This is a genomic window from Vibrio sp. Vb1980 (assembly GCF_033338615.1).
In the GTDB taxonomy this organism is placed as follows: Bacteria; Pseudomonadota; Gammaproteobacteria; order Enterobacterales; family Vibrionaceae; genus Vibrio; species Vibrio alginolyticus.
Genome location: NZ_JAWOSZ010000015.1, coordinates 48,910 through 75,769, shown reverse-complemented (window position 1 = coordinate 75,769; position 26,860 = coordinate 48,910). Strand labels below are relative to the sequence as shown.

The window sequence follows — 26,860 nt, the reverse complement described above, 5'->3', positions numbered from 1 at the left end:
CGAAAATTTGAGTTAGGCAGCTTCGGCCATTGTGTTGTGAATGGTTAATAGCGATTTCGCTAGCAATTCCAAATCCGCTTTCGCAGAGATAAACCACCAGCCGCCATTAAATTCACTGCTTGCGTTTGATGCGAAGTCAGCGCCGTACTCGGCCTTAGCTTCCTTGTCACCAGCGAACATCACTTTAAGCGAACCTTTAAGGCCATTGTTGTCCATCAAACCAATGCGCTCGTATGGCTCTACAACAATCTCTTTTCGGTTGCGACCGCGCTTAGGCTTCCAACTAATTGGTGAAGTCACCATTTTAACGTCGATGCCAATGCCTGACATTAGTTCGCTAAACTTCTCGATGCTCTCTACGTTAATGGCAGAGATATTATCGATTTTCACTTTCTGCGTTTCGGTCACTTTAACCTCGGCCTTTTCCAGCTTATCCGCATTTAGGTACTTCTCGATAAATTCCTCACGCTGTGCGCTGCGGTAAGTGAATAGCGAACCATACGCACCTTTCATGCGATTCAATGACCAGTCATCCGAGAAGATTAGGCCATCACCGGATAGGAACTCACGTTCGCCAATAGCGTGTAGGTCAGCACATACCTTAAGCATGGTTTCTTGTGAGTTTTCGCCGTAAATCGCATCGACCTTTTTCAGTAGGTGAGTATCGGTCGTTGGTTTGTATTGCGTCATCCAGTACGCGATCTGTGATAGACGTTTCGCACGGTCAGGGTCGTTAGCCACCAGCTTAGTGAAGTCAGCGAATAGCTTATCTTCCAGCTCTGTGCGGTATTCGCTAGAGCGTTCGGTCAGAATATCGGTGTAACGAGTGAACTCACTAGCCGATAGGCGGCGCGCTTCGTGTGCGTTGGTGTAACCTGTCCATTTCAAATTGCTTAGATGGTTATCTAGCTCTTTAAGGAAAGTGATAGACGTTTTGTAAGTCGTCTCCGCTTTCAGTAGCGCTTCTTGATAAAGCTCAGGGTATTTTTCCTCGAATGCTTTGATCTCAAGTGTCACCAGTTCAACAACTTCCTGTTCGCTCACTTGGTTGCCGTTTTCCATCGCCTGTTTGTCCCAATCGCTACCGATAAAGAAACTTAGAATGTCGTGTTCCAGCATCACGCGACCTTTATCTTCCAATTGCTTGGTTACTTGGTCGAGTAGGGCTTTCACGATCGCTTTATCGCTCGCATCTGGATAAATCAGCGTTTGGTCTGGTTCAACATCCAATCCCCACGGGGTAGAGAATGAGCCGTCAGCATTGCGCACCAAACAGCGGCGGCTGTTACCGTAGGCTTTCATTTTCTTTTCTGCGACCAATTCAAAGAACGTCTCACGGTCAAACGTATGAGCGACTTCACTTAGTGGTACACCTTGGAGCGCTTTTGCTTCTAGCGCAGCTCTATCCTGATTCACTGGCGCAATTTCAATAATGCGCTCAACAGGTAGATCGACATAGTTGCGTGACGCTGGTTCGCCGTCCATTTCAGTAATAAAGCCGTCCACCGTGCCAGATTTACGGTCGAAGTTGGTGATCATGATTGTTGCTTTCGAATCGTACTCGGCGCTCCAAGAACGGCTCTTAACTTCGGCTTTGTAGGTGTAACCATTACGCACAATCACGCCATTGCGAACAATGTACAACTCTGGATGAGTTAGGAAGTCAGGGTAATCCTTTAACACACCGTCATTGATGGCCAGCTCCATTGCTGGTTTCAATTTCTTGATGGTATCGCTCGCTTTGTCGCGGTTTTTGATCGCTGCCTCATAGGTTTTAATTTGGCTTTCTAGCGCAAACAGTCTGCCTTTGGTGCGTTGGTAGTTTTTGTGCTGCCAACTGCCGCGCTTCTCGCCCTCTGCACGTAGGCGATCTTCTTCCACCTCTTTGCGTAGTGGCTCTAACTTCTCGCGTAGTTCGGCCAGCTCGCCCTCAACCGCACTCACATCCAAAGCAAGCATTTGGGTGGCTTTGATGTACTTGCTAACGTTAATACTTGCTAGTCGGCGTTCCTCTAATTTGCGCTTGCGCTCAGCTTGACGCTTAGCCGCTTCGATACGGGCTTTCGCTTCTTCTGGATTCGCTGCCAGCATGATTGCAGTTTCGTCGGCTGCGTCTGCATCGGCGTTCGCAATGTACTTTTCATCACCTTTGAACATTGTCTCAATCCAAGTGGCTTTGCGTTGGATTGTGGCCAAGCGGAAATCATCGAATGAGCCTTTCGACGTGTAGTAGTGAACGTTCACGCTGTTTTGTTTAGAGCCAACACGCGCGCCACGGCCATTACGCTGTGTGATACTCATTGGAGTCCAAGGTAGCGTTAAGTGGTGAATATCGGTTGTGCCATGATGCAAGTTGATGCCGACTTCGCCTTTTTTATTGAGGATCATGAACTTGTATTTCGAGGTGTTGTAAGCATTGGCCATTGCTTCCAAACCCGCTTCCTCATCGTCCTCAGTCGCTTTAGAGCCTTTCTTACCCGCAACGGTATCGCTGTTCAAAATACCGATTTCAGACAGCTTACAACCAACAAAATCCGCAATGATTCGCGCGACTTTCTTGTGCTGTGTTTTTTCTTCGGTAAAGACAAGCTGCTTACCGCCAGCCAGATAAATCTCGCGGGCGCTCTCAAGGAACTTGGCGTACTTAGGGGAGACAGGGTGCGTAAATTTCAACTTGGCCTTGTCACAAATGTTTGTGAATCGGTCATCAAGTTGCTGGTGGAGCTGAACCACGCAGTGATCGCCCTCGACCTTAACGCTCTTATCAACCTTAACTTGGATTTTGCTTAACTTAACCGTGCCGTCTGGTGCCACATCCTCAAAAGCGACCGTGACGGTATTTGGTAGCTTAGCTACTGCCGCCTCTACCTCTTTCTTGCTGTCCTTGGCGAATCGGTAGGTAACACGCTCATAGTACAAATCAAGGTCTGTACTTACCTTGTCCATTTTACGGATTAGGCCGAAAACCGTGTCGTTAGGGTATTGCTCGACAATCTCTTGGTTTTCGTCTTTGTCTGGATTACTGATTGCGTCAGCGCGCTGGCGTAGTTCCTCATATAGCGCTTCCTGTTCGCTATTCATTTGGACAACGCTTTGCTGGCTAATCAGGTCAGGAATGTGAACGTTGGCACCAACGGATTTAGCATCCTCGATCGTCATGTAGCGGTTAACGATGTTTCGAAGTGCGTCTAGGTTTTGGAATCCAAGTAGGGCTTCACGCTGTTCAACTTCGCCCGAAATCTTAGTAACCAGCGCTTCGCCAGTCTTACCAAACATGCGGATAAAGTCGTCGCTGTCAAAGATCCCCATCTTGGCAAACGTGTCTGCCGGAATGATGTGGGACAGCATATTGAACATATCAACAGGGCTGTTTACGGTTGGCGTAGCTGTTAGGAAGTAAACACCTCGACCGTCATTGCGAGCCTTAATGACGTTGTTCTTAAGCTGCATATCGATAGCGCGATCGGCTTGCGCTTGGCTAGGCAAGAATGCCAGATTGTTTCGGTATGAGCCGCCCTTGTACGAGTTGCGGAAATCATGCGCCTCATCGACCATAACCGAATCGAATAGCAAGTCCTCAAAGTACGGTAGTTCTTCGTTTTTGGCCGTACCATCGTCAGCATATTTCGCTTCAAAGCGCGCGTTCTTCGCTTGATCTGTGTGGCTTTCCGCTTCCTTAACTAGCTTGCTTGAACCAGCAATTAAACCAGCATCGCGCATTTCAAGCACATTGGCCGAAATCGTGTCCGGCTTCAATGGAATGCGGTTGTACACGTCTTTTGTCATTACCACGATGCGAGCGTTTGACTGTGTAAGCTGGTGGAGCTGCTCTGCTACGCGCTTGCCGTTTGTGTCTACGGTCAGTTTGGCGCGCAAGATAGGATCGCCTTTCTTGTCTAACTTCGGTTCGCCCGTTTCATCTAATACCGGTTCCCGAATGATTTTTCCGTCATCGTCTTTGTGAACTTCAAGGCCGATAAATACCTTGTCAGATAGATTGCTTTCACCAAAGAACAGGTCGGACTCATAGAACCAGTTCTCTAACACGGATTTAGGAACAACGATGGCCACACGGTTGGCGCGTTTGGTTTCTAGGTTATGCTGCACGAGGCCAAGGCCAGTGAGCGTTTTACCCAAGCCAGTACCAAAGGCAATAATGCCGTTACCGTCTGCACTGTGACGGCGAATCGTTGAGTTTTGGTAAGGTAGGAACTCAATCGCACCAGATACGCCATTTAGCGTTAGTGGTGAGTCATCAAACTCCGGCTTAATCCAACCGTTAAACGTATTGTTGTAAACCTGTTCCAAGTATTCTGAATGGTCAGATGATGCAATCCATGTAGAAAACTCATCATCGAGGCGGCGCATTTGTTCACGGATAAGTGATTTATCTTCGTTCTTACTACCGCCACGAACCGCACCATAGTTGATGTACGATTCAATTTGACGCTCAAATCGCTCATCGCTGTTCGCTGCTTTACCTTTCACGCCATTACGAGTTAGGCCATCAATCCATTCGCCATCACGCCAACGGTAGCCAGTAAGGTATTGGCCGGATTCGCTTTGTACGAAATCCTCAAAGCCGTCCTTATCCTCGGTAAAGTCGCCCAAGATAAATTCTGTGTAGCCACGGTCATGCAGGAACTCAAGCATGATGTTTTTAGGAATCCACTTATCGGTAAGCTTCATCTTCACATCGGCAATCGAGATCTTGTTTCGCTTAGATTCGATGGCTTGAATTTGGCGCATGATGTTAGCTTTCACGGTATCGCTGGTGGTCGATACTAATTGTGCGGTCAGCTGATCCATGCGCTTACCGACTAGGCCAGTTGTCGCTTTATGGAATGCCGTCACCGTGCCGTCAGGGTTTACGGCTACCTCATCCATGTTCGCTAGGTAATCAAGCAACTGCTCATCGCTCATCGCATCGATACCGCTTGCGGTGTAATACGTGCGAACGTCATGCAGTGTCAGTGTGGTTATGCCTAGTTCACGGTCACATAGATGGAACACGTCACCAATGCGAGACGAACTGTATTGAACGGTCAGCTCACGCTTAAGGTCGCCTTTGAGTAGGTCAGACAGTTTGCCCTTAGAATCGATCGATGAGTGGTAGTAATTCCATGCAGAGACGTACTTCTCGCTTAAGTTGCTTAGCGCTTTCTTCGATACCTTAGAGCCGCCCATTAATGCGTTCAGCTCTAACACTTCGCCGCTTAACTTCACGCGATATTGTTCGGTCTGGAAGTCCTCCGCGCCCATTGCCATGTTGGCCAAGTCGCTATTGGCTGTGGTTCGGCCACCAGCAACCAGCGTTGCAAGTGTTTGAACTTTCATGCCAAGTAGAATGCCTTTGTAAGCGTGTTCTTGGCTTGCTTTTGGCAGCTTGGCAATCTCGCGCATTAGGGCTTTAAAGTCGTCATGACACAAGTAACCGTAATCTTCGAAAAGCTTGAGCGCTTGGCTGGCCGATAGCTTAAGCATCGATTCAGTAGAGTAGGTGATAGAACCGATCTCATCGGTGTTATCTACGCCATAGGTCGCCTTACTGATAACGCCTGTTTTCGCATTGCTTTCAGATAGCTCCCATTCGCCATCAATCATTTCGTACTGCTGGCCATTGCGGAAAATCGTGTCTCCATCGGAGTATTTCGCGCTCACTGGCTCGCTAACCGCTTCATCGAGTAACATCCAATCAATGCGACTGTCAAAGCGGCGCATTAACGACTCTTTAATATCATCGTTAGAACGGTTGCCACGCTTCACGACTTTGCGCGCAAACTTACCTACGCCCTCAACAGTCTGTTCGCCGTTGATGAATTTCTTACCCTCGCGCTCGAACCACTTACCTTTGAGCCAAGTGTCCCAAAGTACGTTAGATTCAATCAGCGTGTCGCGGTCGGCACTATCAATCAGTGCTTTCGCTTGGTCGCTGTATTTTCGCCAGATAACAAGGTCAGTCACTACGCCCGTATCAGAGAACGTGCCCGTTGGTAGTCGGTGCGCGCCCAAAAACTCCGCTTTAAGCGCGAGTTGTGTACGCCACTTCTCAAGGTTTTTTGCATCACAAATACGAGTTGGCAGCACTAGGGCAATCAAGCCACCAGCTTTCGCTTTATCGATAGAACGAGAAACGAAATACTGATCAGCGTACTTAATGTCTTTGTACGCTTTGTCTTTCATCGCGCTAGCGTCTCGAACACCATAAGGCGGGTTGCCGATCACTAGGTCAAAGTCGCCAATGCCAGGATTAGTTGCTACCGCTTCGAATGCCGATTGGATTACATGGTCTTCGGGGTGAAGAATTTGGTTGATGGCCGCTGAGGTCTGATCCATTTCTACGGATGTAGTCAGGGTGCCTTTAGGTTTGGTTTCGCTAAATACGCCCACGCCCGAACTTGGTTCAAGTACGCTACCGCCAGTAAAGCCATAGGAGCGAACTGCATCCCAAGTCGCGCTCGCCAGCCATTTGGGCGTGTAGTATTCGTTGGTGGAGCCACCGATACCGCCAAAACCTGTGTAGTCGCGCAGAGCTGCTTTATCTTCGGGTGAAACGTTGGAGTAGTCGCCGTTGTACTTGGCGAGAATATCTTTGGCTAGTTGGTTAGCCTTAAGGCGCTGGTGGCCTTTTGGAGTGTCGCTAATATCGACAGCGAGCAAGGCTTCAAACTGGCGTACCAGTTCATCGATTGTTGTCGCCTGTTCAATACTGCGGGTTAAATCAGTGTTCATTGAACGTGCCTTTTATTCTTTGGATAAAAGCCAAAAAAAAAGTCGAGCTTTCGCCCGACTTTTTCCTTTCCTATTCCCCATCCCAAAAAAACGCCACTATCAATATCAATTTAAGTTAATGAATAATCTAAAATATCTAAGGAAGTAGATTTTTAGGGACGAGAGAATTATTCCGAACACGGTTATTATCATCAAGAATAAAAATTAGTGTTTTTGGTGAGTAACCAAGATTCAAAGGCAAGCAATTGAACTTTGACTAAAAAAAATTAACGCATAGAAAATCAATGATTTATTAGCGTATTGGTCACATTGACGCGATGCGCTATCATCCAAGATCATCCCCATCCCTGTAAAAAGCGCCTCAAATTACCGAGGTCGCACATGTCGCAAAACAAGGCATCAATTGGGCTAGCGGCAGCTTTAAAACAAGCGTTCCCTTTCTTTAACGAGAATGACGATAAAGAGAGTGGGATAAGTTTTGAATCTGGCGCTGGATACACGGGATCGCCATTCCACGATCGCGAACACCAATTAGATGAAAGCAACGGCGCTCTGACCAATGACGGTCGAAAAAGCTCAGACCGCTTTTTTCTGCACAAGCTGCCGAAAGATCGCTTCATGCTATATCCGATACTCAAGGAAATGGCCGAGGACAGCACGATTGATGCCGCGCTCAATCTGCACCTTGGTCACGCTCTTTCGGTATCAAACGACAATGGCATGGCTGTGTATCTTCATCCAACCGATGAGAAGTACGCCGAGTACGTAGGCCGTCTTAACCGAGAGCTGCTAACTCCAATCAACGAAAACCTGATGAACTGGACGTATTCAACGCTGGTTTATGGGGTTAACTATGTTCGCCCATACACGAAAGAGGGCGTGGGTATTACTCACTTTGAGGCCAACTACTACACGTTGCCAAACCAAATTCGTGAGTACGAACGTTCGGGCGAGCTAGCGGGATTTACTGCGGAATATCTACAAACCCGAGCGAACGGCGAACAGGTACGCCTTGCCGAGCCTTGGGCGCTCATCCCACTAAAGATGCCAATCTGGCGACCAGATATGGATATGCCGCCAGTTAACTACACTGGCCAGCGCTACTCACTTTATGACGATGCGTATTCACGCATGCCAATCGAGACGCAGAACTATGGCACATCCATTCTTCTGACCTGTTTTGAGGCTTGGTCGATGCTTCGCCAGTCCATTGCAGCGCTCGGCGCAAGTCGTGTGAATGCTTCACTTATCGATCGCATGGTAGCGGTAAACACTGACGGCTTAGATGCGGCCGGAGCTGCGGAATACATCAACATGGTCGCTGACCAGATGAAGCAAGACCGTCAAGAGGTGGTAGACCGTTCCCGCAAGCTAGGTTTCATTCCAACCGTCATCAACACGCTATTGCCATTTATGGGCGGCGCTAAAGGTGGCTTGCAGATCGATACCTTTACCACTGACCCGAATATCTCCCACATCGAAGACATTATGTTTCACCTTAAACGCTTAGCCGGAACGCTTGGCGTAGACCCATCCATGCTTGGGTTTGGTGATCTTCTTTCTGGTGGACTAGGCGAGGGCGGCTTCTTCCGCACATCGATTCAATCTGCACTACGCGCCAACCAAATCCGCGCAGCCGTGGTCGCGTTCGTTAAGCGCGCTATCGACATTCACACCATCTACCGAGACGGCAAGGTGTGGAATGACAACGATATGCCATTCGAGATCCGATTTAACTCTCTCAACACTGCTATCGAGCAAGAGAAGTCGGCAGCAATGGAGTCGCAAGCGAACTACGCAACCATGCTGACTACGGTGCTTGACCTTATCGAGCAATCCCCAATCGGCAAGTCTCCGAAACTCAAAAACCATCTTTACACGTCCGTTGTTGGCCTCGATTCCGAGCTGGCCAATGAAGTCATTTCCGAGCTCGCGGCTCAAGTGGCCAAGAACGACAAAATGATGGAATCCATTGGCATGACTGACCAAAGCGAAGCAGAACGATTCGTTAGAGACGTAGTTCTCGACCTACTAACCGAAATCCAAAGCCATTAATGGAGAAAAGAAAGTGACAGCAAAAGCACTTAAACAAGTATCCGACCGTTTCAGCCTATTCAATGACGGTCGCAAGCTTAGCGCCAACAAGCGCAATTACATCATCAAAGCCGTGCAAGCGATGATCAACAGCCCACGAACTCAAGAGCTACTACGACTAGGCGAAGCGTATGGTTACTATGGCCATCAATCCCGCCAACGCGCTAATAAGCTCTCAATCGGTGAAACTGAGGTGATCATGATTAATGGTCGTCCGGTTGTGGTAGAAAACGTGCCATCTAACCGCACAGTCTCTATCACCTGTTCAGATGACGGTATTGTTGAACACACTCAAGAGTTTTTAGATACCGATACAGGCCGTATCGCTTTAGGTTTGCACAATAGCCGTGCTGGTGGTTGGAGTTGGGCGACTGGTGGCCAAGATACACGCGAGGCATCGATCACGACTTCATATCACGGTATGGACTACGTGTTGCAGCCGAACTATATCAGCCTAGACCATCCGGCCATGATGATGGAAAGTGCGAACAGCAAGCAAATGATCCTCGAATCGCTACAGGAACAAGGTTTTGATGAGGAATCCGCGCGTAATATCTACGCGAACATGACTCAACAGACCAATGTTGAGCTAGTCGGTGATCTTACTAACCAGCTTATGTACCTAGAAAGCGTGAATGCAGAGTTGCGTGAAAAGGTAGAGCAAAACGCTAAGGCAACCTCGATGCTGCTTGATGTTGTGGACTCTTTACCTATCTATGTAACCGATGCGCAGCGCAAAGCGATCGCCAACATGGCCACCAAGGAAGATCATCAAGTGGTGCGAGCCATGTTTGAGTCGCTAGGTTCCCGAAAAATGGCAACTTTACCGACAAATAGCTACGTTCCAGTAGAGCAAAAAGTGAGTGTTGCGCCTCAAATTAAACAGCAATTCGTCAACTTCGGATCTTCATCACGAAAATTCCAATAAGTTGATCAATTAAAAAGCGCCACCAGCGATTAGTAATCAAGTACAAGAAACACTCAATTAAATCGAAAATTCTGGTGGCCAATTCGGAATTTTATAAATCACTAGGCGCGACAGGACGCAAGTAGAGTTTATCTTTCTTGAAGTGCATTGGTCGCCAGTCCCAACCAGCGATAGATACGCTATCTCGCGCGCCAGCAATATACGACACTGAGCGCAACACATTGACACCCTTATCAAAGTTAATCGCCTTATCGGCCTTTAGAACGAGTCTACCGTCTTTTTGGCTATGCAAACCAAAGGTGCAACCTGAGATTGTTACTAACAAATCCAACGGTAGCGCTGGTGCGTTCTTTTTCGGGAACTGACGGCGCTTAAATTGTTGTTTTAATTGGTTAACTTGAGTTTCTAATTGCTGTTCAGCACTTGGTGGGGGAGTAAATTTCATCACAGAGTTATCCACAAAATTCAGCGTGTTCGGAATATTATCATATCCAAAAGGAGTTTAAATAGATAAAATTTTTGGTAAACTCTAGCGCCAGATGGTAACACCTCTTGTTCGGAATCGCTTTAATATAGGGATTTATTTGATCAACCATTTACGATCAATAATAGGGGAGTTTTTCTGTAATTAGATCATGGCGATACCGTGATAGAGAGAAAGTGATTCGATTTCGGGCAACAGAAAATAAAAAAGCCCGCTTTGGCGAGCGGGCTTTCTTACTGAAATCGAGCTTTAAGCGGCAAACTTAAAGCGTCACGACAAACGAACTTAAGGAAAGTCATTATGCCGTAATGAATTAGACCGAAGCCTAATCAGGCGAGACATTTAGTTGGCGACTAATGCCTCAAATGGTTAGTAATTAGTTTAACAGTTTAGATTGAGCATCAATCTCAGCGAACGTTAACACAAATTACACCACACTAAAGCAGGTGTAAGTATAACGTTCAAAGAGATCGGTGGCAAATTTTTACGCCTTTCTTTTGATCAAATTTTATGCAAAACACACCGCTTTTACTGCATCCTTGCTACTGGAAGTCAGGATTCAGAACCCAAGCCTCCAATATCAAAACCAATAAACCGTCGGCACAACGTAAACTTGCTTGCCTACTAGAAACTATCTCAAGCCATATTCTTAAGCATGGCCATACCTGCTTTGCATCAACTACTCGATTGGTACAGGTATACAACGAGAACTGCGATCGCTATGATTGTCGTCCAACCACTTTTGACACTCTCAAAAAACAACTGAAAACAGCAGAAGACTTGAACTTAATTGTCCGAGAACAGAAGCCAAACAATGCAACAGGTCAGAATCTACGTCACATCACTCTATGCGTAGACGCCATCCAAGAAATGTTCGCTGGCGCATACAAGTACGCGCTACAAGCTGCACAAAAGCGTTTTAATAGACAAAAACGGCACTCAGGGGGGGCTTCTGTGGAAAAACCTCTTGAGGCCAGTGCTGACAAGGCTTGCGAGCAATCAGACAAAAACAAAAATGGCACTATAAATACAAAAGATCTCTCTACAGAGAGTAAAAATAAAATTAATAACGGTGTCCCGTCTGATTCTTGGTTTTTGAAGATCTTCAAACGTGACGCTGACGAAGTAAAACAACTTCAACTAGCAGCTAAGCAAGGCCGCCTATCAGCTAGTGGAGCTCGTCGTGTTATCAAGCTGTACAACAAGCACCAACAGCCTTTAGCGCCTAAGTTCGTGTCATACCTTAAGTTTGTGATTGCTAGCTGGCACAACAAGGCTGCAAGCGCCGTGAAAGCTAGCGTGAACAAGGTTCGTGATACAGCCACCATGTTAGCAGAGTACATGAACACCATTTCCGAGAAAGAGTCTCAAGGCTTAGTTGAATACTATCGTGACGCAGTCGGGCGAGTACAAGTCAGGTATCTGTAATCACTGCTTGATGTGAGTATTTCTATACATGCGTGACCTAAAATGTGTCATAATTACCTAAATCTTGTTATTTATGGATGTGCATTTGCATGAGTGATGAAGAATATTTCTACCCTGCGGTAAGCGATAACCTCCCGAAACATATCAAAAAAGGCCATCAACTGGTCTTTAGTCGTCAAGATCTATCCGCTAGGGAAGCAGATATGTTTGCGTTGATGATTGCACATATGAAACCAAGTGATTGGGAGCAGAAAACACCACACTATGAGTTTACTTCACATCAATTATCAGAGTGGTTAGGTGTTGAGTCTAAACATATCGGTAGCAACTTAAGTCCAGTAGCGAACCGCCTAGCTAGTCGAAAAATCGGGATAAAGGTGGAAACCCCGAAAGGTGATATTGAATTCGACTATAGACCTCTTTTTAAACATATCGCTTATAAACACGGCATACTTACGATGGTTCCTAACGATATGCTCAAACCTGAGTATATTGAATATAATCAAGGGTTTGCTCTGATTAATACTCGCAATTTCTTTGAGGTAAAAAAGGAGTATTCTAAGCGCTTGTACGAACTGCTTAGTCGCTTCAAAGACAAGGGCTTTGAAATGCATGCGCAAAAGCTTAGTGAACTGAAAGGAATATTTGGGCTTTTGGACGAATCAGGGAAGCTGAAGAAAGATAAAAGTTCCTTCAAAAACAACAGCGTATTTATGAAACGTTGTATCAGGGAAAGTATTAAAGAACTTTCTGAACACCCTCAGATTAGCAAAGAACTTTTATTTTTAGAAAGTAGCCAAGGTGATAAGGGGTTTGAGGTTGTAAAGAAAGGTAGAACCATTACTGGAATCAAGTTTCTCTTCCGGTGGGTTAAACTAGGTTCAATTGATGAGTTAAATCAACACGATGCTCTTAAGACAATTAGACAACTTGAATTGAAAAGGCTTCAAAACCAAGTCAGACTCACCGAGTCTGAACTAGAATCACTTGCCATCGCGTACCGCTATGTGGGTAAAGAAGACCACGCTCTTAAAGTTGAAGCTAGCTTGTCAAAGCGACACTCAGAAAAAGAGCAACAAAAGCATGATGATGGAATGCATGAATTAGAGTCGTTAATGGAAAAGATAGATACCCTTTCAGAACTAACCGATACACACGATTACTGATAGCTAACAAGTTTTAGGTCAAGGGCTCGATAGATGACATTTTCTAGGTTGAAATGAGCTATGTGACACATTTTAGGTATATGGGAGTGAACTCGACGTGATCATTGACTCGAAAGTAGAAAAAACCGGACAAGACTCCTATACAACCATCTCACACACCTAAAATATGTCATTCAAGAGCAGAAACACCTAAAATCTGTTATCCAATCACCTGATATATGATCACTTTCACCTAGATTATGTAGCACTAAAGCCTGTAAGAAGATCACAAACACCTAATAAATGATCAATTAAACCTAGATCTTGTTACTTAAAGACCTAAAAAAAGATCTTTAGACGAGTTAAAACCAATTAAAATCAATACGTTACGGTTACTATAGATCTTATAGTTCTATAGTTTTCATAGATTGATATAGTTAAATATAGATCTTTATAGCGTATGTGGATAACTGGAAAATCAAAGATTTACACAGTTTCCCACATACACAACAAGTTTTTGTTGTTTAGATGAGTGAATGATCCTGGCTATAGACAACTGCGTGTTATAACTAATAGTGGTAGGTCAATTTTCAATCTAACTGATAGATGGACGATGAAAGGTAAATTTGGCAGGCAGAACCGAATTGCGATCGCATTTGTGTGAGTTCTTGACAAAAACACGAATTGACAGGAAATATTAATTATTGGATAGTTGTAAGTGTGCTCTAGAAGCAACAATGTACTTCTAGAGCGACAACGTTGTCTAGCCGAATAGTGCTTGCACTATAGCTGTGACTAACTTGATTAAAGCAATCAAGAGATCAACTAACTTGACCATATCTACCTCTCCAAAGGCTTATGGTTAAAGACAACGCACAAGGGTTTTTTAATGGCGGCCACCATTGATTGCCCGTATGCACGAAGTGAAGCTTTCTAGCTGCTTCGAGCTTGGTTGGTGATTACATAATTACCTCCAAATTAATTAAAGGTTGGGTTCTTCGAATCCAGCCTTTTTTTATATTCTTCACACAATCAAGGTTATTGGGGAACGTTTTGTTCCACGTCTTGCTGTGCCTAGTATTCCAGACTTTTTGCTAATTTTGCAAACGCCCAAACGAGTTGGTTATCTCTTTCAGGTTTAGGCGCATGAAAACTCCCAAGTCCTTATGTCCCATTGTTATCAGATAATTCCCCTCTCATAAAGGGACGCTTTGAAAAATATTCATTTCTCTACATGAATCGGGATATGAGCAAGATTTTTATCCAATAATTCATGTTCATTTTTCCTTTCTGCTTGATGCCAACCTCAAAAGAAAGTTGCCGCTTCCAGCAGGTGGGTTAGCGCATTCAATGTATTGCTGTTAAGCCATCTTATCCTGTAAAAAATTAAAATGCTTCTCCGTACAAACTAATTGGGCCAAAAGTATAGGTTTAGCTACTATTTTTACAGTGTTTTTTCTTCCAAATAGCCTAAGTGTTGACAGTATTAAACTCAACTATTTGACGTCGATAAGACGCTAAACGATCTGGCGTCATGGTCACGTAAGGCGTCTGTTTTTCACTATACCGCTATTTTAAATGGAATGCGTGCTAATAGAACCTTACGGACGAGGTTTCTTGATGAATCAGTTCAAACTATCTTTCTCGATTGATGCTTTCTAATTTCTATTTTGATTTTATAAAGCGACAGTATTGTTGTTTAATTTGGTTGGTTTTTTGTTTTTTTGTTGCTAGTGGTGTTTTGGTAGTATTCCGAATGGTAAGCACTTGCTCTATGAGTAGGTGCTTTTTTTATGCCTTAAATTCTTGAACGTTCGGATTAAGTATTGAGGCAAAAAAAAGCTTCGAGTTTCCCCGAAGCTTTCCATTACTCTTATCCCGATAGCTAAACGTATCCGTCTATGCGAGGTGGATTTTATCATCATCCACTTTGAAAAGAGAAGTGTTTAACTTGCTAAGTAGCTTGTCTACTGGGATTCTCCACATTTTACACAATTCATTTAGGTTGTTCTGACCGCTCTTAATTGCATTGGCCAAAGCGAAGTCTAAGACGCTGTTCGAGGTGTTGGTCATGTACTCTTTAACGTCTGCTTGGATTTGGTCGTGAACTTTTTTGCTGTTGTTTTCTGACATTTTCTGATTCCTCATATGAGTCTGTTTGCCTGTTTGCTGAGACAAAAATACATCGTTTCGGTTTTTGTATCAATACTTTTTGCATTGTTTTTTAAGTGGGTTTATACTCCGAATAAAATTGATGTGTTCGGAATGGAAGATGAGTGAGGAAATTTCTGAAATTAAGCGATCTCAACTGGAACAACGGCAAAGAGAGCGAGACAAAAGCTCACCATCAATCCTGGATACATTCGAGGGCATAGAGCTTACGGACGAACGCGAAGCTCTGGCGAACCGGTTACAAGATGCCGATGTGACATTGGATGACAAGCCGGATCGCTGCCCGACTTGCAATGGCACTGGTTACACCAAGTCGTTATTTAGCAAGTGGGAGTGCTGTAGCTGTTTTGGGACGGGTTACGACCTTTCCGATCCGGTTGCCGTTATCAAGTGGCAAAAGCTCTGCCTCGATTGGTCAAAGAATCGGTTACATGAATATCGCGTTGCCTTGATTAAGGCGACCACAACCGAGGAAGAACGACTAGCAAGTGAAGTGGAGAGCTTCTATGAAAATGCGAGACGCAAAGACTAAACAGGCCGCTCGAATCCAATCGCTTGAATATCGACAGCAACGTGCAGCGCGAATCAAGCGAGCGAGACGGCATGCAGATTTAACCATACTCGAAATGAGCAGGTTAATCGGGTTATCACCAGACACTTATCGAAAAATCGAGAATGGCGAGGTGAACCCAAGGGTGCAAAACCTAGAACTGATAGCGGTCTACACAAGTACAGACGTGGGTTATTTGTTCTTTGGTGATGCGATTTCTAACAGAGACAAAGCGGTAAAGAGAGATACCGGAGAATAACGAATGGCTTCAAGAGGCATTAACAAGGTCATTCTGGTTGGTAACTTGGGGTCAGACCCCGAAATCCGATACCTACCAAATGGCGGCGCAGTAGCGAATATCACGGTCGCTACATCCGAAACTTGGCGCGATAAAGCGACAGGGGAGAACCGAGAAAAAACCGAGTGGCATCGAGTGGTGTTGTTCGGCAAGTTGGCCGAAGTAGCGGGGGAGTTCCTACGCAAAGGGTCACAAGTTTACATCGAGGGTCAATTGCAGACTCGCAAATGGAAAGACCAGCAAGGCCAAGACCGTTACAGCACAGAGGTAGTAGTTCAAGGCTTTAATGGCGTGATGCAAATGCTTGGCAATAACCGAGCTGGTGGCCAGCAACAACAAGGCGGTTGGGGTCAACCTCAACAACCACAGCATTCACCACAGCAACAGGGTGGTTGGGAGCAACCTCAACAGCAATACAGCGAGCCACCAATGGACTTTGACGATGACATACCGTTCCAGAACGAATTTCGTCACTACAAGATGTTGAGTTACGTGGCGGCTTAAACCATGAGTAAACAAAATTTAGCGTTAGCAACTCAAGACGACTTACTGATTGTACTGCGTCGAATGACCACTAAAGCGCTTATGGAAATGCGCGAAGCGACAGGCGAAACGGACTTTACTGACACACCGAATGCTTTCTATTTCAGTAACCGCGCAATCGCGGCAGAGGTAAACGGGTGTTCGCGAGAGGTGGCCAATCTAATCCAAGAAAGTGATCTCGACTACGTTCACAAAGGTAGCGAAATACTGGTTTGGCTGGATGACTTAGAAGAACGCCTTGAGCGCTTTGCTAACCAAGAATAAGAAAACTTTAACCCTATTCCCTTATCCCAATTTTTGAGTAGTAGAGAAATTTTCCTATGAGCGATGTTTTTACTGTAGAGCTTCCGTGGGGACTTCCTGAAAATTCGCCAATTGAAATCAAAGAATTTGAGATCCCGCTTGTTGGTTTGATGCAGCACATCATCGATGACTTGCAATTCAAACTATCCCAACGCACGGCCAAGGCCGACGAGGCGCTAAAGCAAAAATATCAGGCAATGCTTGATGAACGTACCGAAATCCTTGCAGCGCGTGACCGCGCAATGGCTGGTACTGAGGTGATGCGTAAAAAGCGTAATGAGGCCGAGCAGATCGCAGCCGAGCTACGCGAAGAAAACGAGCGTCTAGGTAAGGACAACCAACGCCTAGAAGCAGAGATCAAACGCCTTACCACTGAGTTGCGTCACGCTCAACAAGAACTGGACGGCATTCCTAAGCTGGTGGAGAACAAGGTAGCCGCTGCATTGGCTAACCAAGTGGCATCATCTGGTGAACTGGAATCGCTTAATCAGCAACTTGAGAGTGTTCAAGAGCAACTACGCATTGCCGAGGATAAACGCAAAGCAACCGCCGCTAAGAACGCGACATTGGATGAGGCATACAAGGCCACTGAATCAGAGCTCACCAAGAGCAAAGAGCACATCGAAATGCTAAGTGAGCTGGTGGCGACTCAAACCGAGCAAATCAACAGCATGAGCGAGGGATTGAAGAACGCTGACGAGAACTATCACTACGTGATGCACAACATTGATGAGGTGTTGGCCTACGCAGCGATCATTGCTCACGAAAACGAAGAACTGCGCAACGACAACCTATATCTAGGTGAAGCGGTTCAATACCACGATCTTAAATCCGTTTGGAAAGGCGGTAACTGGCAAGCCTACATGCTTTGCAAGGCGACAGCGATTCAGCCTCAAGAGGGTCCAGGCAAACCGGATCAGCGTTTTGGTCTGATTTACCTAATGAACACGCATACCGGAGCTGGCCACACGGCTTACATTGGTGAAGATGGTTCCCTATGTATGTCTAAGCTGCTACACGAATCGCGCGTACTGCCACAAGAGTATTGGGAAGAATTTACCGAGGCCGCTAAGCAAGTGCCAGTAGACCAAATTGAGCGAGCTTTAGACCGTGCAGTTAAGCGCACAAAGAAAGTCGTGAGTGTGGCCAAAGTCCTCGATTTGGATTGGTGTACCCAAGTGAACCTAGTAGAGATTGCGCAGCGCTTAAGTGATTACGTGCCTCAACATGAGCTAAACCGAGCGCTAACACACATTGAACGTGCGAAAGAGCTTGCACCACGCAGCGTAAGCCTAATTAAGCGCATCAACAAACGATTCAATACAGAGTACGCGCTGCATTCCGCTGGTGGCCGTATTCCAGATTCACCAAAGAAACCAAGCAAGCCTAAACGTAACCAGAAACGAGGTAAGCGTAAGTGAGCGAGACATACAAGCCATTTTCAGCCGTGCTAGTGACGTACCAATGCGATGACGAGCAGTGTAAAGGCAATGTAGTTCGATTAGGTAAGGTGCGCGTCGATAATGAGTTTGCGCATCGATGCGAGAAATGCAGCAAAGGGTACATGCTGGAAAAGGAATACCCACACTTGGCGCACCAAAGCCACAAATACTGAGAAGAATTTAAACCCGCAAGGGATACGCTCCCTTGCTTTTCCTACCCCTAATAAATTGTTTAAGCCAGAAAGCGAGAGGCATGAGCATGAACACTCAAGAACAGTTCGAAACATCCTGCGAAGTTAACACAATGATGGTCGGTTTTAATCCCGAAACAGGCGGAGTGGTTTTGATGGCTCCCTATTATTACGACCATTACCGCGCTGTGCGTGATGTGGTTCTTCAAGCAATTCCAATGCACGTAAGCAAGGTGTACGAGTATGACGAGAACGACAAAGATGCAGTACCGCCTCAAGTAGTCGTGGGAGTGGCGACCAAGATTGCTGAAACGCTACTGATGGACAGCAAGCTATTCCAATTGGCGATGAGTGCCGCTAATGAATTGGAATATGTGTACAAGGGGGAGGAAGAATTTGATCCCGAAATGCACTTGCCTTTGGTGTTAACGAACCTATCTCAACAAGCTTGCGATTACCTGACGAACGAGCTCAAAGACAACATTAAATCGGCAGATGATCGCCTTGGTGGTACGTCAGAAGAAACTAAGCAGATGCTTAGCCTTGTTATGGATATGCTTGACATGCTGAAAGTGGAAACCAAGCCGGATTCAACCGTAGAAGTTAAGAACGTTCAACGAGTTGTAGCTGATGGGGAGACTATTCACTGATGCTGAGAAAATTTACACTAGCGGCGGCCTTGCTGGCCGCTTTTCAAGCGCATTCAGCGCCAGTAGTAACCCCTGTTCGAGTTGCACCTATGCCAGTTCGTGTTGCTCCTGCGCCTGTTCGTCCGGCAACGCCAATCAAAGCATCCACCAGCACAACAAGCACGGCGGCGAATGCTGCTTTAATGATGACCGTGCCAATGATTGTTGCTAACAGTTCTGCGGCACAAACCGATTCTAGCGGCTCGCTGGTGGTCAATCCGATGTTCTTTACGGCTTGCTCGACAGAGCAGTATGAGAGCGCCTTGGTATTCCAAGAGGTGTGCAAGGTAACGAGAGGTATCAATTCATCGTATTGCCCTATCTTGTCGTTCTTTCGAGAGTGCGACCGAGTGGAGTCTGTAGAGGGCTTACAACCAATCAAACCTGAGTATAAACACGTATTTTTTAAGAGTGAGTAAAACAATGACTGAGCAACATTGCGGAACAAGACTTGTTAAAGGGCTGTCTTTTAAATTTGACGAGGAAAACAAGCGTGTTCACTTAAGTCCAAGTTTTTATTTTGACCATTTAAGAAATGTTCGTGAATCGGTGAGGCGCAAGCTTGATGAACGAATGTCGGGCGCGCCAGATTCAGTGCTTAAGAGCTTTCCAAAGCTCTTTAATAGTGTATTGGCTGACGAGCGTTTGATGACATTCTCTCAAAAGTGCTCCGAAGTATTGAGTAAGCCTTGTGAGAGCCGTGAGGATGCGCGTCAACAAATGGGAAACATTGCTAGCGAGCTGGCCAATCAATGTAACAAGCAAGTGGCCAAGGTGCTAAGAGCTGAAAATGACATTTTAAAATCGAAAAACGCAAGCCTTGAGGGGCAGCCATCCCCAATTGAGCTGATAGCGATGGTGCTGGAATCGATGCGCTCAAAAGCTCGCAAAGTACATAACCCCGAAGTAAGCACAATACACTAATCGAAAGATCATAACGTTAGGCCGCCTTGCCAAGCAGTGTGAGGCGGCAAAAAAGAGGTACAAAGTGGCTAACGTTAACGACTCCAATATCATTTCCCGTTTGTTATCCATTCCTGAGTGTTATCAGCTCGATTTCTTTGTTCGCAGTGCGCCAGCTATCCAAGACGACTCAACCTATTGGGACACGCTAGGAACGCTATGGAAAGCGCAAGGCTCGCACCAACATCAATGTGTGTGGTCGTCCCTGTTTACGTGCCCGAGACGCAACAAGCACAAGGTGATGAAATCGTCAGAGCGCAAGGCGTTCGCCAAGCTACCCAAGGTGATCACGGCCTACCGAGCTATCAATGACGAATCCGAAATCGAAACCGCACTTTGTTGGACGCTATCTGAGGACATTGCTAAGCGTGTTTTCTCGCAAGGTGGCCGCCGCAAAGTGGTAGCTAAGCAATTCACCAAGGACGAGGTATTTGCCTACTTTAACCGCCGTAAGGAACAAGAGATTTTAGTAACACAAGGGCTTATCTAGTTATGGCCAAGGCACCACGATTCGATCACTCTTTCCTCGCAAACCAAGTCGCTAAGCGCAAGAAGTGGAAAAGCAAAGGCGTGAAAGCTGGCCACGGTGGCGACTTCAATATCGATGCAGCACTTAACGAGATTAACCGTTCTGTTAATCACATCATCAATCCGGTATCGATAAACGTCCCTAATACCGCGCTGGTGGATAAGTCGGAACTACCAGCTTGGCTTATCCGTATTCTTGAGAAAGACAATGACGTTGCGCGCGCTGCAACACAGAAGAAAGTGGAACTGGATTCACCACACAAAACGCGCCTTGCACAAGGGATTAAGCGCCCGAAAGAGTTTAACGACACGAAACTGGCCGAACACTGGTTACAGGTGCGTTTGTTCTACACGTTAGAGACGCAGTACAAGGACATTTACCCACTGGTTTTCTCAATCCCGAACGGTGGCTATCGAACACCTAAAGCGGCTTCGATGATGAGCTATGAGGGACAAAAGAAAGGTGTGCCAGATATATTTTTTCCTATCCCGAGAGGGGGGTATCACGGGTTCTTTTTGGAGGTAAAAACGGAAAAAGGTCGCCCAAGTAAGGAACAACAGGAAAAGATAAAAATGTTCCAAAATCTAGGGTATTACGTGGTTGTGGCCAAGGGGTTTGATGAGTGCATTTGTCAAATTAATAGCTATCTCCAATTGCCAACATTTGATAACAAAACTAGACTGGCCGCATAAGTATATAAAAAGGGCTTAGTTTTCTCATGTTAGCGAGTGAATATCACAGCATTGGCCAAAAGCCAGTTGATTTAGACGTGTTAGAAGCAACAAAGGTAGTCCGTAACTTCCTATGCGATTACCTTTACTATGACAAGTTGTTGCTAAGCTATGCCCCCGCAGGGGAATTTGGTAGCGCTCAAGCGTATCGTTGGCTTACTGGTGGTCATATTTGTGACTACGATGCTACTGGCGACACAATTGCACCAAGAGAGAAGATCAACTATCGAGTGATTAGAATGCTATTCGATGCTGGTCTAATCAAAGTGAAAACCAATATTCGAACACCACATACTCGCTGCGTCATCTTCGAATGGGTTCGAGACATTAAGAAATATCGTCGTGAAATCCTCCGTACTAAAATCTTTGGCGAGAATGTTTATCTGACTAGCGCAATGATTGATGCTACAGCGGCGCAATATGGTCTGACCGTGACGTTTGTCGGTGCGAGAGGTGTCTTTGAGATATTGGATGGTAATGGCAACTCAATCCCGAACGGCCAAGCCAAGAACACCTACATATTCATGAATAGTGTTGGTGAGCCAGTAGGCCGACTACGTGATATGTCCTATTGGGAATGGGAACAATACTTATACGACACAGCGACACGCGCCAAGCTGCGCAAAACGCCTCTCAAAGTTCGTGATGGCATGCGCAGCCACTTTTCGGAGTTCAAACGAGCTTAATCAAATCCTTGATCATCTTTCCACAAATACCGCCTATATGGGCGGTATTTTTTTGTATTAAAAACAGAAATTGTGTTCGGAATATTTACGGCGTGTTCGGAATGGTTATAATCGTCGCATGGCAGGACGTAAACCCAAAAAAGACGCCTTGACGCCTCAACAGCGCTGGAATCGTCATCTGGCCAAAATGGCTAGGTTCGACATTAAACGTCAATACTATCGCGCCAGCGCGACACAACGAGAGCAAATTAGGCGACTCCAAATAGAACTTGGCTGTAGCAGTCGAGAAGAACTGGTGCTTTACGCCATCAATCTTCTAGGCCAACAGCACGGAATTTATCTGAAAGATATTCAAGAGGACTTAGCGTGTCTAAACAAAAAGCCGTAGGTAAGCACGAACTGATCTCAGCAATGAAAAAAGAAACGGGCGCATTACGTGAAGAATGCGAGCTGGTTTTTGATGCCTTTATCGAAGAAATCTCAACTCAAACCATGATTGAGGGCAATGCTGTATTGCTTAGTGGTTTCGGTACGTTCGCACCTCGCCTTAAGAAAGCGCGAGCTGGCCGTAATCCAAAAACGGGAGCACCAGCGATTGTAGCTGCGCGAGACAAGCTGACTTTTAGTGCATCGGATGTATTCCGCGATGAGCTGGCAAACAAGGTAAACGAGATCAAGGGGGCACATTAATGAGCACACGCTTAAACCGAACTGACATTGAAAGAAACATTTCTAAACGCCTTGGCTTAAAGCTTACTGGTGATGATGCAGAGCTGGTGGGCGATTGTCTGGATGCAATGATCAATCACATTCTGGTTGAGATTGCGAAAGGCCGTGAGGTGCAAATTCGAGGCTTTGGCCGTTTCCGTCACATAGAGCGTGAACGCACAACCATTAATCCGGCGACGAAAGAGCGCTTAGGTGTCAAAAACGAGCACAGCGTATTGTTCTCTGCTTACAAGGGCATGGTACGCGTCCATGAATGATAGCAAGGCAATTGGGCTGCGTGTCTTTATCGGCTCTGTTCGACTACTGGCCATAACCATTGTGTTAGCGCTGGTGGCTGTTGTCGGTATTGGCACATACAGCTTTTATGGATTGGTGGTCTATCCAAAGATAGAGCGAGTGAAGATTGATTTGGACGCAGAACGCATCGAGCGCATTACGGTAGCGGCCAAGAGTGGGGAGAAGTCAGAGAATGGCGCACCTAGTCAAAAGTAAGACCGTCGAGGGCGCAAAGAACAAATGGGCGACTCGTTGGGACTGTTTCTTTGATGCTCAATTCCTCTTTCGACGTGATACCGGAAAAGAGTTTGTTTTAGACGTGGCCGCCGAGCCACAAACCGCCAAGGTGAACCGCTTCTACGTGGCTCCTGACTGGATTAACGAACAGCCGAGTGGATTCCCAAGCCTTAAGCCAAAACACAAGGCCGCTCAGCTCCTAAACCCTGTTTGTGTTGGGTTCGATGGCCTACAAGGCGAATGGGAAGATGGCTGGTGGTGCAATCCTCCGTTTGACCTTAAGTTTGAGTTTCTGGAAAAGGCGCTAGAACAAGCCAGAAAAGGCCGTGACGGCATGATGCTGTTACCACATGAAGAACTCACAACGTGGTGGCTGGACTTGGTTGAGGGCTACGCCACGATGATTTACAAGCCGGATGGTCGTTACCCGTTCTATGAGACAGATGGACACACCAAAAAGCAAGGTGTGAACTTCGGCAGTGCATTAGTGCTCTTTACCGAGAAAGGTCTACAAACACCATCCATGCGCTTTAACCGTAAGGTAGGCAGAACGCACCTTACTGATATCTATGAGCAAATCGCTAAAGTGGCTTAAGGGAGTGAGCTACTATGAGTGTTCAATATCAGGGTCAATCGATGAGCGTGTACCGTCTCGCTCAGTTAACTGGCTATCCAATGACTTCCCTTTATCGCGCGTATCACAAAGGACTACGAACCGGAGAGGAACTACTGGCCGAGGCTACCAAGCACCTTGTGACCTACCAAGGCAAGGTAATGACCGCAAGACAGCTATGCGCCGCTACCGATACCAGTTACCGCAGAGTGCTAAGACGCCTTAAGGCTGGTGTACCCGCTGAAAAGGCCGTAAAGGACAACGTAGACCGCCGAGGAAAGAACTGCGCATCCAAGTTATCCCCTAGTGAAGTTCTACGCATCTATGAGCTGTTATTCACTAAACAGGTATGCCAACACACGTTAGCCGAGGAATACGGCGTACACCAGTCCACGATTAGCGACATATGGCGACATAAACGTTGGGGATGGCTTACTGCTCCGCTTCGATACCAGTTAGAGGGGAAAGCAAGCAATGAGTAAGACAGGAAAGACAAGAGCCTATGTATTCACGCTTAAGGTGAAGAAAGCGCGCCTAGTGACGGTACTTAGATTTAAACACCAATGGTTAGCCTACATGGCCATCAAGCATCTGAAAAAGCGATTCTGGTTTGCTGAACTACAGTTTTGGCAAATCACGACTCTTAATGCGCTCTGGTACTTGTTTTTGATAAAGATTGGCTACTATGAAACACTCAAGAAAGCCACCAGCAAAAAGCGACAGAAACTATCTTTAAATGGGTAAAAATCACAAAATGAAATGCAAACTAATATTGTGATGTGTTCGGAATGAGTTTAGTATTGTTCCCATAGGGCAGTGACGGATACGACTTCCTATACGGTGCGCTTGTTTAATAAGGTTGTGCAAGCGTTGTAGGGTAAAACCTACAGGCTCCCAAAGAGGGCAAAGGGTTGATCTTCGAAAGAGGGTCAGCCCTTTGGTCTTCGGTATAGGGTTAATCTTTATCGAAGTCTTCGAGCTCTGCCTCTACACCATTCTCGAACCATTCATAAGTGGCATTATCTGTAGTCTTTAGAATGTCATCGAGGACAATGGCCTTGATAATATCCCTAGGAACACGGTATCTAAAAGCAAGCTTTCCTGACTCGTATGCTGCTCTCTTTATTCCATGCTCCATGCTAGCTACGTACGATGCATATCCAGCAATATAACCTACAGCATAACTCTGAGGTTTTTCGCTCATAGCAAGCCCTGATACAAGCGTTCCAGCTGAGTAACCATCCTTTTTCCCTAGCTCAAACTGTGCGTCGTCCATGCTAAATCCTTAATTGTTTCGGTTGAGATATTAGGCAATGCTATCACTTATCTATTGTTGCACCAATCGAAGTGCAGAGAATACATAATGTTACTCAAAGCATGAAAAGTAAGTAGAGAGGTGCCAATTTCAGCAACAAGCTTGTTTGTAAAGGTCAGCCTGGAAGCAAAATCGCTTGGGTCATTAGGATAATTAAGTATACTGCCCACAATGAGTGCCGTAGAAAAAATAACCTGATAAGCTCACGCTATTAACTAGATGTGGGCTGGTATGCAATGGAATTTTGAATACGTTCGTGCTTATTAAGGTAATGAGAATACAAAGAATAAAATGTGAATTAGCGTTGAAGCTAATTAAACGAGAGAGTCATGTTTTTCAACAAATCGCTTCAGAAAGAAAACCAAAGATTAAAGTAGGATTTACATAGCCTGCAACAGATCCATAGCAGCTTAAATGAGGAAATGCTTTGTTTAACACTCGATGGCAAAGGTTGTATTACTTCAATAAATACTAATTTACAGCAACAAATGCTGTTAAATGATGCTGATGTTTTAAATAAGTGCATTTCAGAATTAGTGCCACCTAACGCGCGAGGTACAGAGCACTTTCATAGGATGAGACGAGCTGTTCAAGATAAAGCGTTTTGGAATGGCGCATTACAGGTTCTTAAAGGTAATGGTGAGGAGTCGTGGCTGAGAGCGGTGATCCAACCTATTTGGGATGAGCATGAAAATGTGGAGAGTATTTTTGTATTTGCGACAGAACTTACACGAACAATTAAGTCATCTCATGAGCAAGTAGATATGCTGAACGCCATAAGTCGCTCTATGTCAGTGATTGAGTTCACATTAGATGGTCATGTCTTAAAGGCGAACGAGAATTTCCTAAAAATAATGGGCTACTCTCTTGAGCAGGTAGTAGGAAAGCACCATCGTATGTTCTGTGAACAAGAGGAAGCTGACTCTGAGTCTTACCGCCAATTTTGGCAGCGGTTAGCTGCTGATCACTTCGTTTCTGAGCGATTCAAGTGGCTCAATCGTTACGGTGACCCCGTATGGTTGGAAGCTTCATATAACCCTATCCATAATGATAGAGGTGAGTTGTATAAGGTCGTTAAGTTCGCTACGGAGATTACTCAACAGGTAATGCAAGAGCAGAAAATGGCGCAGGCTGCACAGTTGGCTAATGATGTTTCCCAAGAGACGGGGATACAAACACAGCAAGGGCAGCAAGTGATAAGATCTACACTCGATAAGATGAAAATACTGTCGGAGCAAATGCGCGAAGCAAACACTGCAATTGATGAATTAAAAGCTCATTCAGCACGTATCAGCGAGCTAGTAAATAGCATTAGTAGTATAGCTGACCAGACTAACCTACTTGCGTTGAATGCGGCGATAGAAGCAGCACGCGCAGGCGATCATGGTAGAGGCTTTGCCGTTGTTGCTGATGAAGTCAGACAGCTTGCTACAAGAACCAATGTAACCACCGATGAAATTGTCACAATGGTAAGTGAAAACTTACAGCGAACGGACAACGCAGTTAAGCTGATTGCAAAATGCCAACAGGAAGCGCTCGACACACTCGAATTATCAGAAAGTGCGGGTGTAGTTATGAATGAGATACAAAATGGAGCGAGACAGGTTGTTGATGCAGTGGAGCAGTTCAACCGAGTGCTGTAGTAATGCCTAGAGTTTGGGGTGTGTTAAATTATCATTCCGAACGTATAATTTTATATTTGGGTAAATTACATGGTTTCCATAGTGGCGGCTGTGTTTTCCTTTAAAAATCTTAGACAACTGTGCTCAAGCGCCTTTGGTT

At 45.7% G+C, this 26,860-nt stretch carries 28 protein-coding genes; 24 read left to right on the top strand and 4 right to left on the bottom strand.

Annotation, left to right across the window (positions count from 1 at the left end):
• Window positions 1–12 precede the first annotated feature (12 nt).
• Window positions 13–6,732: an SNF2-related protein gene (locus tag R7F64_RS19235; RefSeq protein ID WP_318072002.1), complete on the bottom strand. Its 6,720-nt coding sequence runs from the start codon at window positions 6,730–6,732 to the stop codon at window positions 13–15.
• Window positions 6,733–7,113: 381 nt separating this feature from the next.
• Between R7F64_RS19235 and R7F64_RS19230 the strand changes: the two genes are divergently transcribed.
• Together R7F64_RS19230 and R7F64_RS19225 are read left to right on the top strand one after the other, a co-directional pair.
• Window positions 7,114–8,787, top strand: a complete 1,674-nt coding sequence (locus R7F64_RS19230) for a portal protein (protein WP_318072001.1) — start codon at window positions 7,114–7,116, stop codon at window positions 8,785–8,787.
• Between the two features lie 13 nt (window positions 8,788–8,800).
• Window positions 8,801–9,754: a hypothetical protein gene (locus tag R7F64_RS19225; RefSeq protein WP_064369749.1), complete on the top strand. Its 954-nt coding sequence runs from the start codon at window positions 8,801–8,803 to the stop codon at window positions 9,752–9,754.
• Between the two features lie 91 nt (window positions 9,755–9,845).
• Here the strand turns inward: R7F64_RS19225 and R7F64_RS19220 are convergent, their stop codons facing one another.
• Window positions 9,846–10,199, bottom strand: a complete 354-nt coding sequence (locus tag R7F64_RS19220) for a hypothetical protein (RefSeq protein WP_158174268.1) — start codon at window positions 10,197–10,199, stop codon at window positions 9,846–9,848.
• 549 nt (window positions 10,200–10,748) lie between these two features.
• Here R7F64_RS19220 and R7F64_RS19215 point away from each other — a divergent pair.
• Complete coding sequence (locus R7F64_RS19215) at window positions 10,749–11,666, top strand: hypothetical protein (protein ID WP_318072000.1); 918 nt, start codon at window positions 10,749–10,751, stop codon at window positions 11,664–11,666.
• 89 nt (window positions 11,667–11,755) lie between these two features.
• A complete protein-coding gene (locus R7F64_RS19210; protein WP_054577229.1) occupies window positions 11,756–12,832 on the top strand; it encodes a replication initiation protein in 1,077 nt (358 codons plus the stop codon).
• A gap of 1,878 nt (window positions 12,833–14,710) precedes the next feature.
• Here R7F64_RS19210 and R7F64_RS19205 read toward each other — a convergent pair.
• Window positions 14,711–14,944 carry a hypothetical protein gene (locus tag R7F64_RS19205; protein WP_318071999.1) on the bottom strand — a complete coding sequence of 78 codons (234 nt, stop codon included), beginning with the start codon at window positions 14,942–14,944 and terminating at the stop codon, window positions 14,711–14,713.
• Window positions 14,945–15,083: 139 nt separating this feature from the next.
• On the opposite strand from R7F64_RS19205, the gene R7F64_RS19200 reads away from it, so the two are divergent.
• The 19 genes from R7F64_RS19200 to R7F64_RS19110 all read left to right on the top strand — a co-directional run bounded on the left by R7F64_RS19200 (window position 15,084) and on the right by R7F64_RS19110 (window position 24,507).
• Window positions 15,084–15,515, top strand: a complete 432-nt coding sequence (locus R7F64_RS19200) for a hypothetical protein (protein WP_161441356.1) — start codon at window positions 15,084–15,086, stop codon at window positions 15,513–15,515.
• Complete coding sequence (locus tag R7F64_RS19195; RefSeq protein WP_169628931.1) at window positions 15,490–15,792, top strand: helix-turn-helix domain-containing protein; 303 nt, start codon at window positions 15,490–15,492, stop codon at window positions 15,790–15,792. Before R7F64_RS19200 ends, R7F64_RS19195 begins: the two co-directional genes overlap by 26 nt.
• A gap of 3 nt (window positions 15,793–15,795) precedes the next feature.
• On the top strand, window positions 15,796–16,335 hold the full coding sequence (locus tag R7F64_RS19190; RefSeq protein ID WP_213907392.1) for a single-stranded DNA-binding protein: 540 nt from the start codon (window positions 15,796–15,798) through the stop codon (window positions 16,333–16,335).
• Window positions 16,336–16,338: 3 nt separating this feature from the next.
• Entirely contained in the window at window positions 16,339–16,638 is a 300-nt protein-coding gene (locus tag R7F64_RS19185) for a hypothetical protein (protein WP_206954367.1), read from the top strand.
• A 56-nt stretch (window positions 16,639–16,694) separates the two neighbouring features.
• On the top strand, window positions 16,695–18,098 hold the full coding sequence (locus R7F64_RS19180; RefSeq protein WP_318071998.1) for a hypothetical protein: 1,404 nt from the start codon (window positions 16,695–16,697) through the stop codon (window positions 18,096–18,098).
• Window positions 18,095–18,292 carry a hypothetical protein gene (locus R7F64_RS19175; RefSeq protein WP_169628928.1) on the top strand — a complete coding sequence of 66 codons (198 nt, stop codon included), beginning with the start codon at window positions 18,095–18,097 and terminating at the stop codon, window positions 18,290–18,292. The genes R7F64_RS19180 and R7F64_RS19175 overlap by 4 nt, the downstream gene beginning before the upstream one ends.
• Window positions 18,293–18,378: 86 nt before the next feature.
• The gene (locus R7F64_RS19170; protein ID WP_213907395.1) at window positions 18,379–18,960 is read left to right on the top strand and encodes a hypothetical protein; all 582 of its coding nucleotides are present in this window, start codon (window positions 18,379–18,381) and stop codon (window positions 18,958–18,960) included.
• Complete coding sequence (locus R7F64_RS19165; RefSeq protein WP_169628926.1) at window positions 18,960–19,418, top strand: hypothetical protein; 459 nt, start codon at window positions 18,960–18,962, stop codon at window positions 19,416–19,418. The genes R7F64_RS19170 and R7F64_RS19165 overlap by 1 nt, the downstream gene beginning before the upstream one ends.
• Before the next feature lie 4 nt (window positions 19,419–19,422).
• Window positions 19,423–19,923 carry a hypothetical protein gene (locus tag R7F64_RS19160; RefSeq protein ID WP_161607486.1) on the top strand — a complete coding sequence of 167 codons (501 nt, stop codon included), beginning with the start codon at window positions 19,423–19,425 and terminating at the stop codon, window positions 19,921–19,923.
• Between the two features lie 64 nt (window positions 19,924–19,987).
• Window positions 19,988–20,452: a hypothetical protein gene (locus R7F64_RS19155; RefSeq protein WP_256952031.1), complete on the top strand. Its 465-nt coding sequence runs from the start codon at window positions 19,988–19,990 to the stop codon at window positions 20,450–20,452.
• 2 nt (window positions 20,453–20,454) lie between these two features.
• Complete coding sequence (locus R7F64_RS19150) at window positions 20,455–21,183, top strand: VRR-NUC domain-containing protein (RefSeq protein ID WP_169628925.1); 729 nt, start codon at window positions 20,455–20,457, stop codon at window positions 21,181–21,183.
• A 26-nt stretch (window positions 21,184–21,209) separates the two neighbouring features.
• Window positions 21,210–21,908: a hypothetical protein gene (locus R7F64_RS19145; RefSeq protein WP_017634077.1), complete on the top strand. Its 699-nt coding sequence runs from the start codon at window positions 21,210–21,212 to the stop codon at window positions 21,906–21,908.
• Between the two features lie 118 nt (window positions 21,909–22,026).
• Window positions 22,027–22,296 carry a hypothetical protein gene (locus R7F64_RS19140; RefSeq protein ID WP_169628924.1) on the top strand — a complete coding sequence of 90 codons (270 nt, stop codon included), beginning with the start codon at window positions 22,027–22,029 and terminating at the stop codon, window positions 22,294–22,296.
• Window positions 22,275–22,598 (top strand): HU family DNA-binding protein, encoded by a 324-nt coding sequence (locus tag R7F64_RS19135; RefSeq protein ID WP_052484255.1) that lies wholly within the window; start codon window positions 22,275–22,277, stop codon window positions 22,596–22,598. Before R7F64_RS19140 ends, R7F64_RS19135 begins: the two co-directional genes overlap by 22 nt.
• A complete protein-coding gene (locus R7F64_RS19130; RefSeq protein ID WP_169628923.1) occupies window positions 22,598–22,894 on the top strand; it encodes an HU family DNA-binding protein in 297 nt (98 codons plus the stop codon). Before R7F64_RS19135 ends, R7F64_RS19130 begins: the two co-directional genes overlap by 1 nt.
• The gene (locus R7F64_RS19125) at window positions 22,887–23,129 is read left to right on the top strand and encodes a hypothetical protein (protein WP_017634081.1); all 243 of its coding nucleotides are present in this window, start codon (window positions 22,887–22,889) and stop codon (window positions 23,127–23,129) included. The genes R7F64_RS19130 and R7F64_RS19125 overlap by 8 nt, the downstream gene beginning before the upstream one ends.
• Complete coding sequence (locus tag R7F64_RS19120) at window positions 23,107–23,745, top strand: DNA N-6-adenine-methyltransferase (protein ID WP_074190797.1); 639 nt, start codon at window positions 23,107–23,109, stop codon at window positions 23,743–23,745. The genes R7F64_RS19125 and R7F64_RS19120 overlap by 23 nt, the downstream gene beginning before the upstream one ends.
• A gap of 14 nt (window positions 23,746–23,759) precedes the next feature.
• The gene (locus R7F64_RS19115) at window positions 23,760–24,245 is read left to right on the top strand and encodes a hypothetical protein (RefSeq protein ID WP_169628922.1); all 486 of its coding nucleotides are present in this window, start codon (window positions 23,760–23,762) and stop codon (window positions 24,243–24,245) included.
• Complete coding sequence (locus R7F64_RS19110) at window positions 24,238–24,507, top strand: hypothetical protein (RefSeq protein WP_169628921.1); 270 nt, start codon at window positions 24,238–24,240, stop codon at window positions 24,505–24,507. Before R7F64_RS19115 ends, R7F64_RS19110 begins: the two co-directional genes overlap by 8 nt.
• A 211-nt stretch (window positions 24,508–24,718) precedes the next feature.
• Here R7F64_RS19110 and R7F64_RS19105 read toward each other — a convergent pair whose 3' ends face one another.
• Complete coding sequence (locus tag R7F64_RS19105) at window positions 24,719–25,039, bottom strand: DUF2623 family protein (protein WP_169628920.1); 321 nt, start codon at window positions 25,037–25,039, stop codon at window positions 24,719–24,721.
• Between the two features lie 428 nt (window positions 25,040–25,467).
• Between R7F64_RS19105 and R7F64_RS19100 the strand changes: the two genes are divergently transcribed.
• The gene (locus R7F64_RS19100) at window positions 25,468–26,721 is read left to right on the top strand and encodes a PAS domain-containing methyl-accepting chemotaxis protein (protein WP_318072014.1); all 1,254 of its coding nucleotides are present in this window, start codon (window positions 25,468–25,470) and stop codon (window positions 26,719–26,721) included.
• Window positions 26,722–26,860: the final 139 nt, after the last annotated feature.

What these genes read in the sequence shown, in the direction of transcription:
- R7F64_RS19115 (WP_169628922.1), top strand. Translation starts at nt 23,760, where the DNA reads ATGAGTGTTCAATATCAGGGTCAATCGATGAGCGTGTACCGTCTCGCT.
- R7F64_RS19195 (WP_169628931.1), top strand. Translation starts at nt 15,490, where the DNA reads ATGAAAATGCGAGACGCAAAGACTAAACAGGCCGCTCGAATCCAATCG.
- R7F64_RS19170 (WP_213907395.1), top strand. Translation starts at nt 18,379, where the DNA reads ATGAACACTCAAGAACAGTTCGAAACATCCTGCGAAGTTAACACAATG.
- R7F64_RS19180 (WP_318071998.1), top strand. Translation starts at nt 16,695, where the DNA reads ATGAGCGATGTTTTTACTGTAGAGCTTCCGTGGGGACTTCCTGAAAAT.
- R7F64_RS19200 (WP_161441356.1), top strand. Translation starts at nt 15,084, where the DNA reads ATGAGTGAGGAAATTTCTGAAATTAAGCGATCTCAACTGGAACAACGG.
- R7F64_RS19165 (WP_169628926.1), top strand. Translation starts at nt 18,960, where the DNA reads ATGCTGAGAAAATTTACACTAGCGGCGGCCTTGCTGGCCGCTTTTCAA.
- R7F64_RS19235 (WP_318072002.1), bottom strand. Translation starts at nt 6,732, where the DNA reads ATGAACACTGATTTAACCCGCAGTATTGAACAGGCGACAACAATCGAT.
- R7F64_RS19125 (WP_017634081.1), top strand. Translation starts at nt 22,887, where the DNA reads ATGAATGATAGCAAGGCAATTGGGCTGCGTGTCTTTATCGGCTCTGTT.
- R7F64_RS19110 (WP_169628921.1), top strand. Translation starts at nt 24,238, where the DNA reads ATGAGTAAGACAGGAAAGACAAGAGCCTATGTATTCACGCTTAAGGTG.
- R7F64_RS19230 (WP_318072001.1), top strand. Translation starts at nt 7,114, where the DNA reads ATGTCGCAAAACAAGGCATCAATTGGGCTAGCGGCAGCTTTAAAACAA.
- R7F64_RS19130 (WP_169628923.1), top strand. Translation starts at nt 22,598, where the DNA reads ATGAGCACACGCTTAAACCGAACTGACATTGAAAGAAACATTTCTAAA.
- R7F64_RS19160 (WP_161607486.1), top strand. Translation starts at nt 19,423, where the DNA reads ATGACTGAGCAACATTGCGGAACAAGACTTGTTAAAGGGCTGTCTTTT.
- R7F64_RS19205 (WP_318071999.1), bottom strand. Translation starts at nt 14,944, where the DNA reads ATGTCAGAAAACAACAGCAAAAAAGTTCACGACCAAATCCAAGCAGAC.
- R7F64_RS19190 (WP_213907392.1), top strand. Translation starts at nt 15,796, where the DNA reads ATGGCTTCAAGAGGCATTAACAAGGTCATTCTGGTTGGTAACTTGGGG.
- R7F64_RS19140 (WP_169628924.1), top strand. Translation starts at nt 22,027, where the DNA reads ATGGCAGGACGTAAACCCAAAAAAGACGCCTTGACGCCTCAACAGCGC.
- R7F64_RS19120 (WP_074190797.1), top strand. Translation starts at nt 23,107, where the DNA reads ATGGCGCACCTAGTCAAAAGTAAGACCGTCGAGGGCGCAAAGAACAAA.
- R7F64_RS19210 (WP_054577229.1), top strand. Translation starts at nt 11,756, where the DNA reads ATGAGTGATGAAGAATATTTCTACCCTGCGGTAAGCGATAACCTCCCG.
- R7F64_RS19215 (WP_318072000.1), top strand. Translation starts at nt 10,749, where the DNA reads ATGCAAAACACACCGCTTTTACTGCATCCTTGCTACTGGAAGTCAGGA.
- R7F64_RS19150 (WP_169628925.1), top strand. Translation starts at nt 20,455, where the DNA reads ATGGCCAAGGCACCACGATTCGATCACTCTTTCCTCGCAAACCAAGTC.
- R7F64_RS19105 (WP_169628920.1), bottom strand. Translation starts at nt 25,039, where the DNA reads ATGGACGACGCACAGTTTGAGCTAGGGAAAAAGGATGGTTACTCAGCT.
- R7F64_RS19145 (WP_017634077.1), top strand. Translation starts at nt 21,210, where the DNA reads ATGTTAGCGAGTGAATATCACAGCATTGGCCAAAAGCCAGTTGATTTA.
- R7F64_RS19185 (WP_206954367.1), top strand. Translation starts at nt 16,339, where the DNA reads ATGAGTAAACAAAATTTAGCGTTAGCAACTCAAGACGACTTACTGATT.
- R7F64_RS19220 (WP_158174268.1), bottom strand. Translation starts at nt 10,199, where the DNA reads ATGAAATTTACTCCCCCACCAAGTGCTGAACAGCAATTAGAAACTCAA.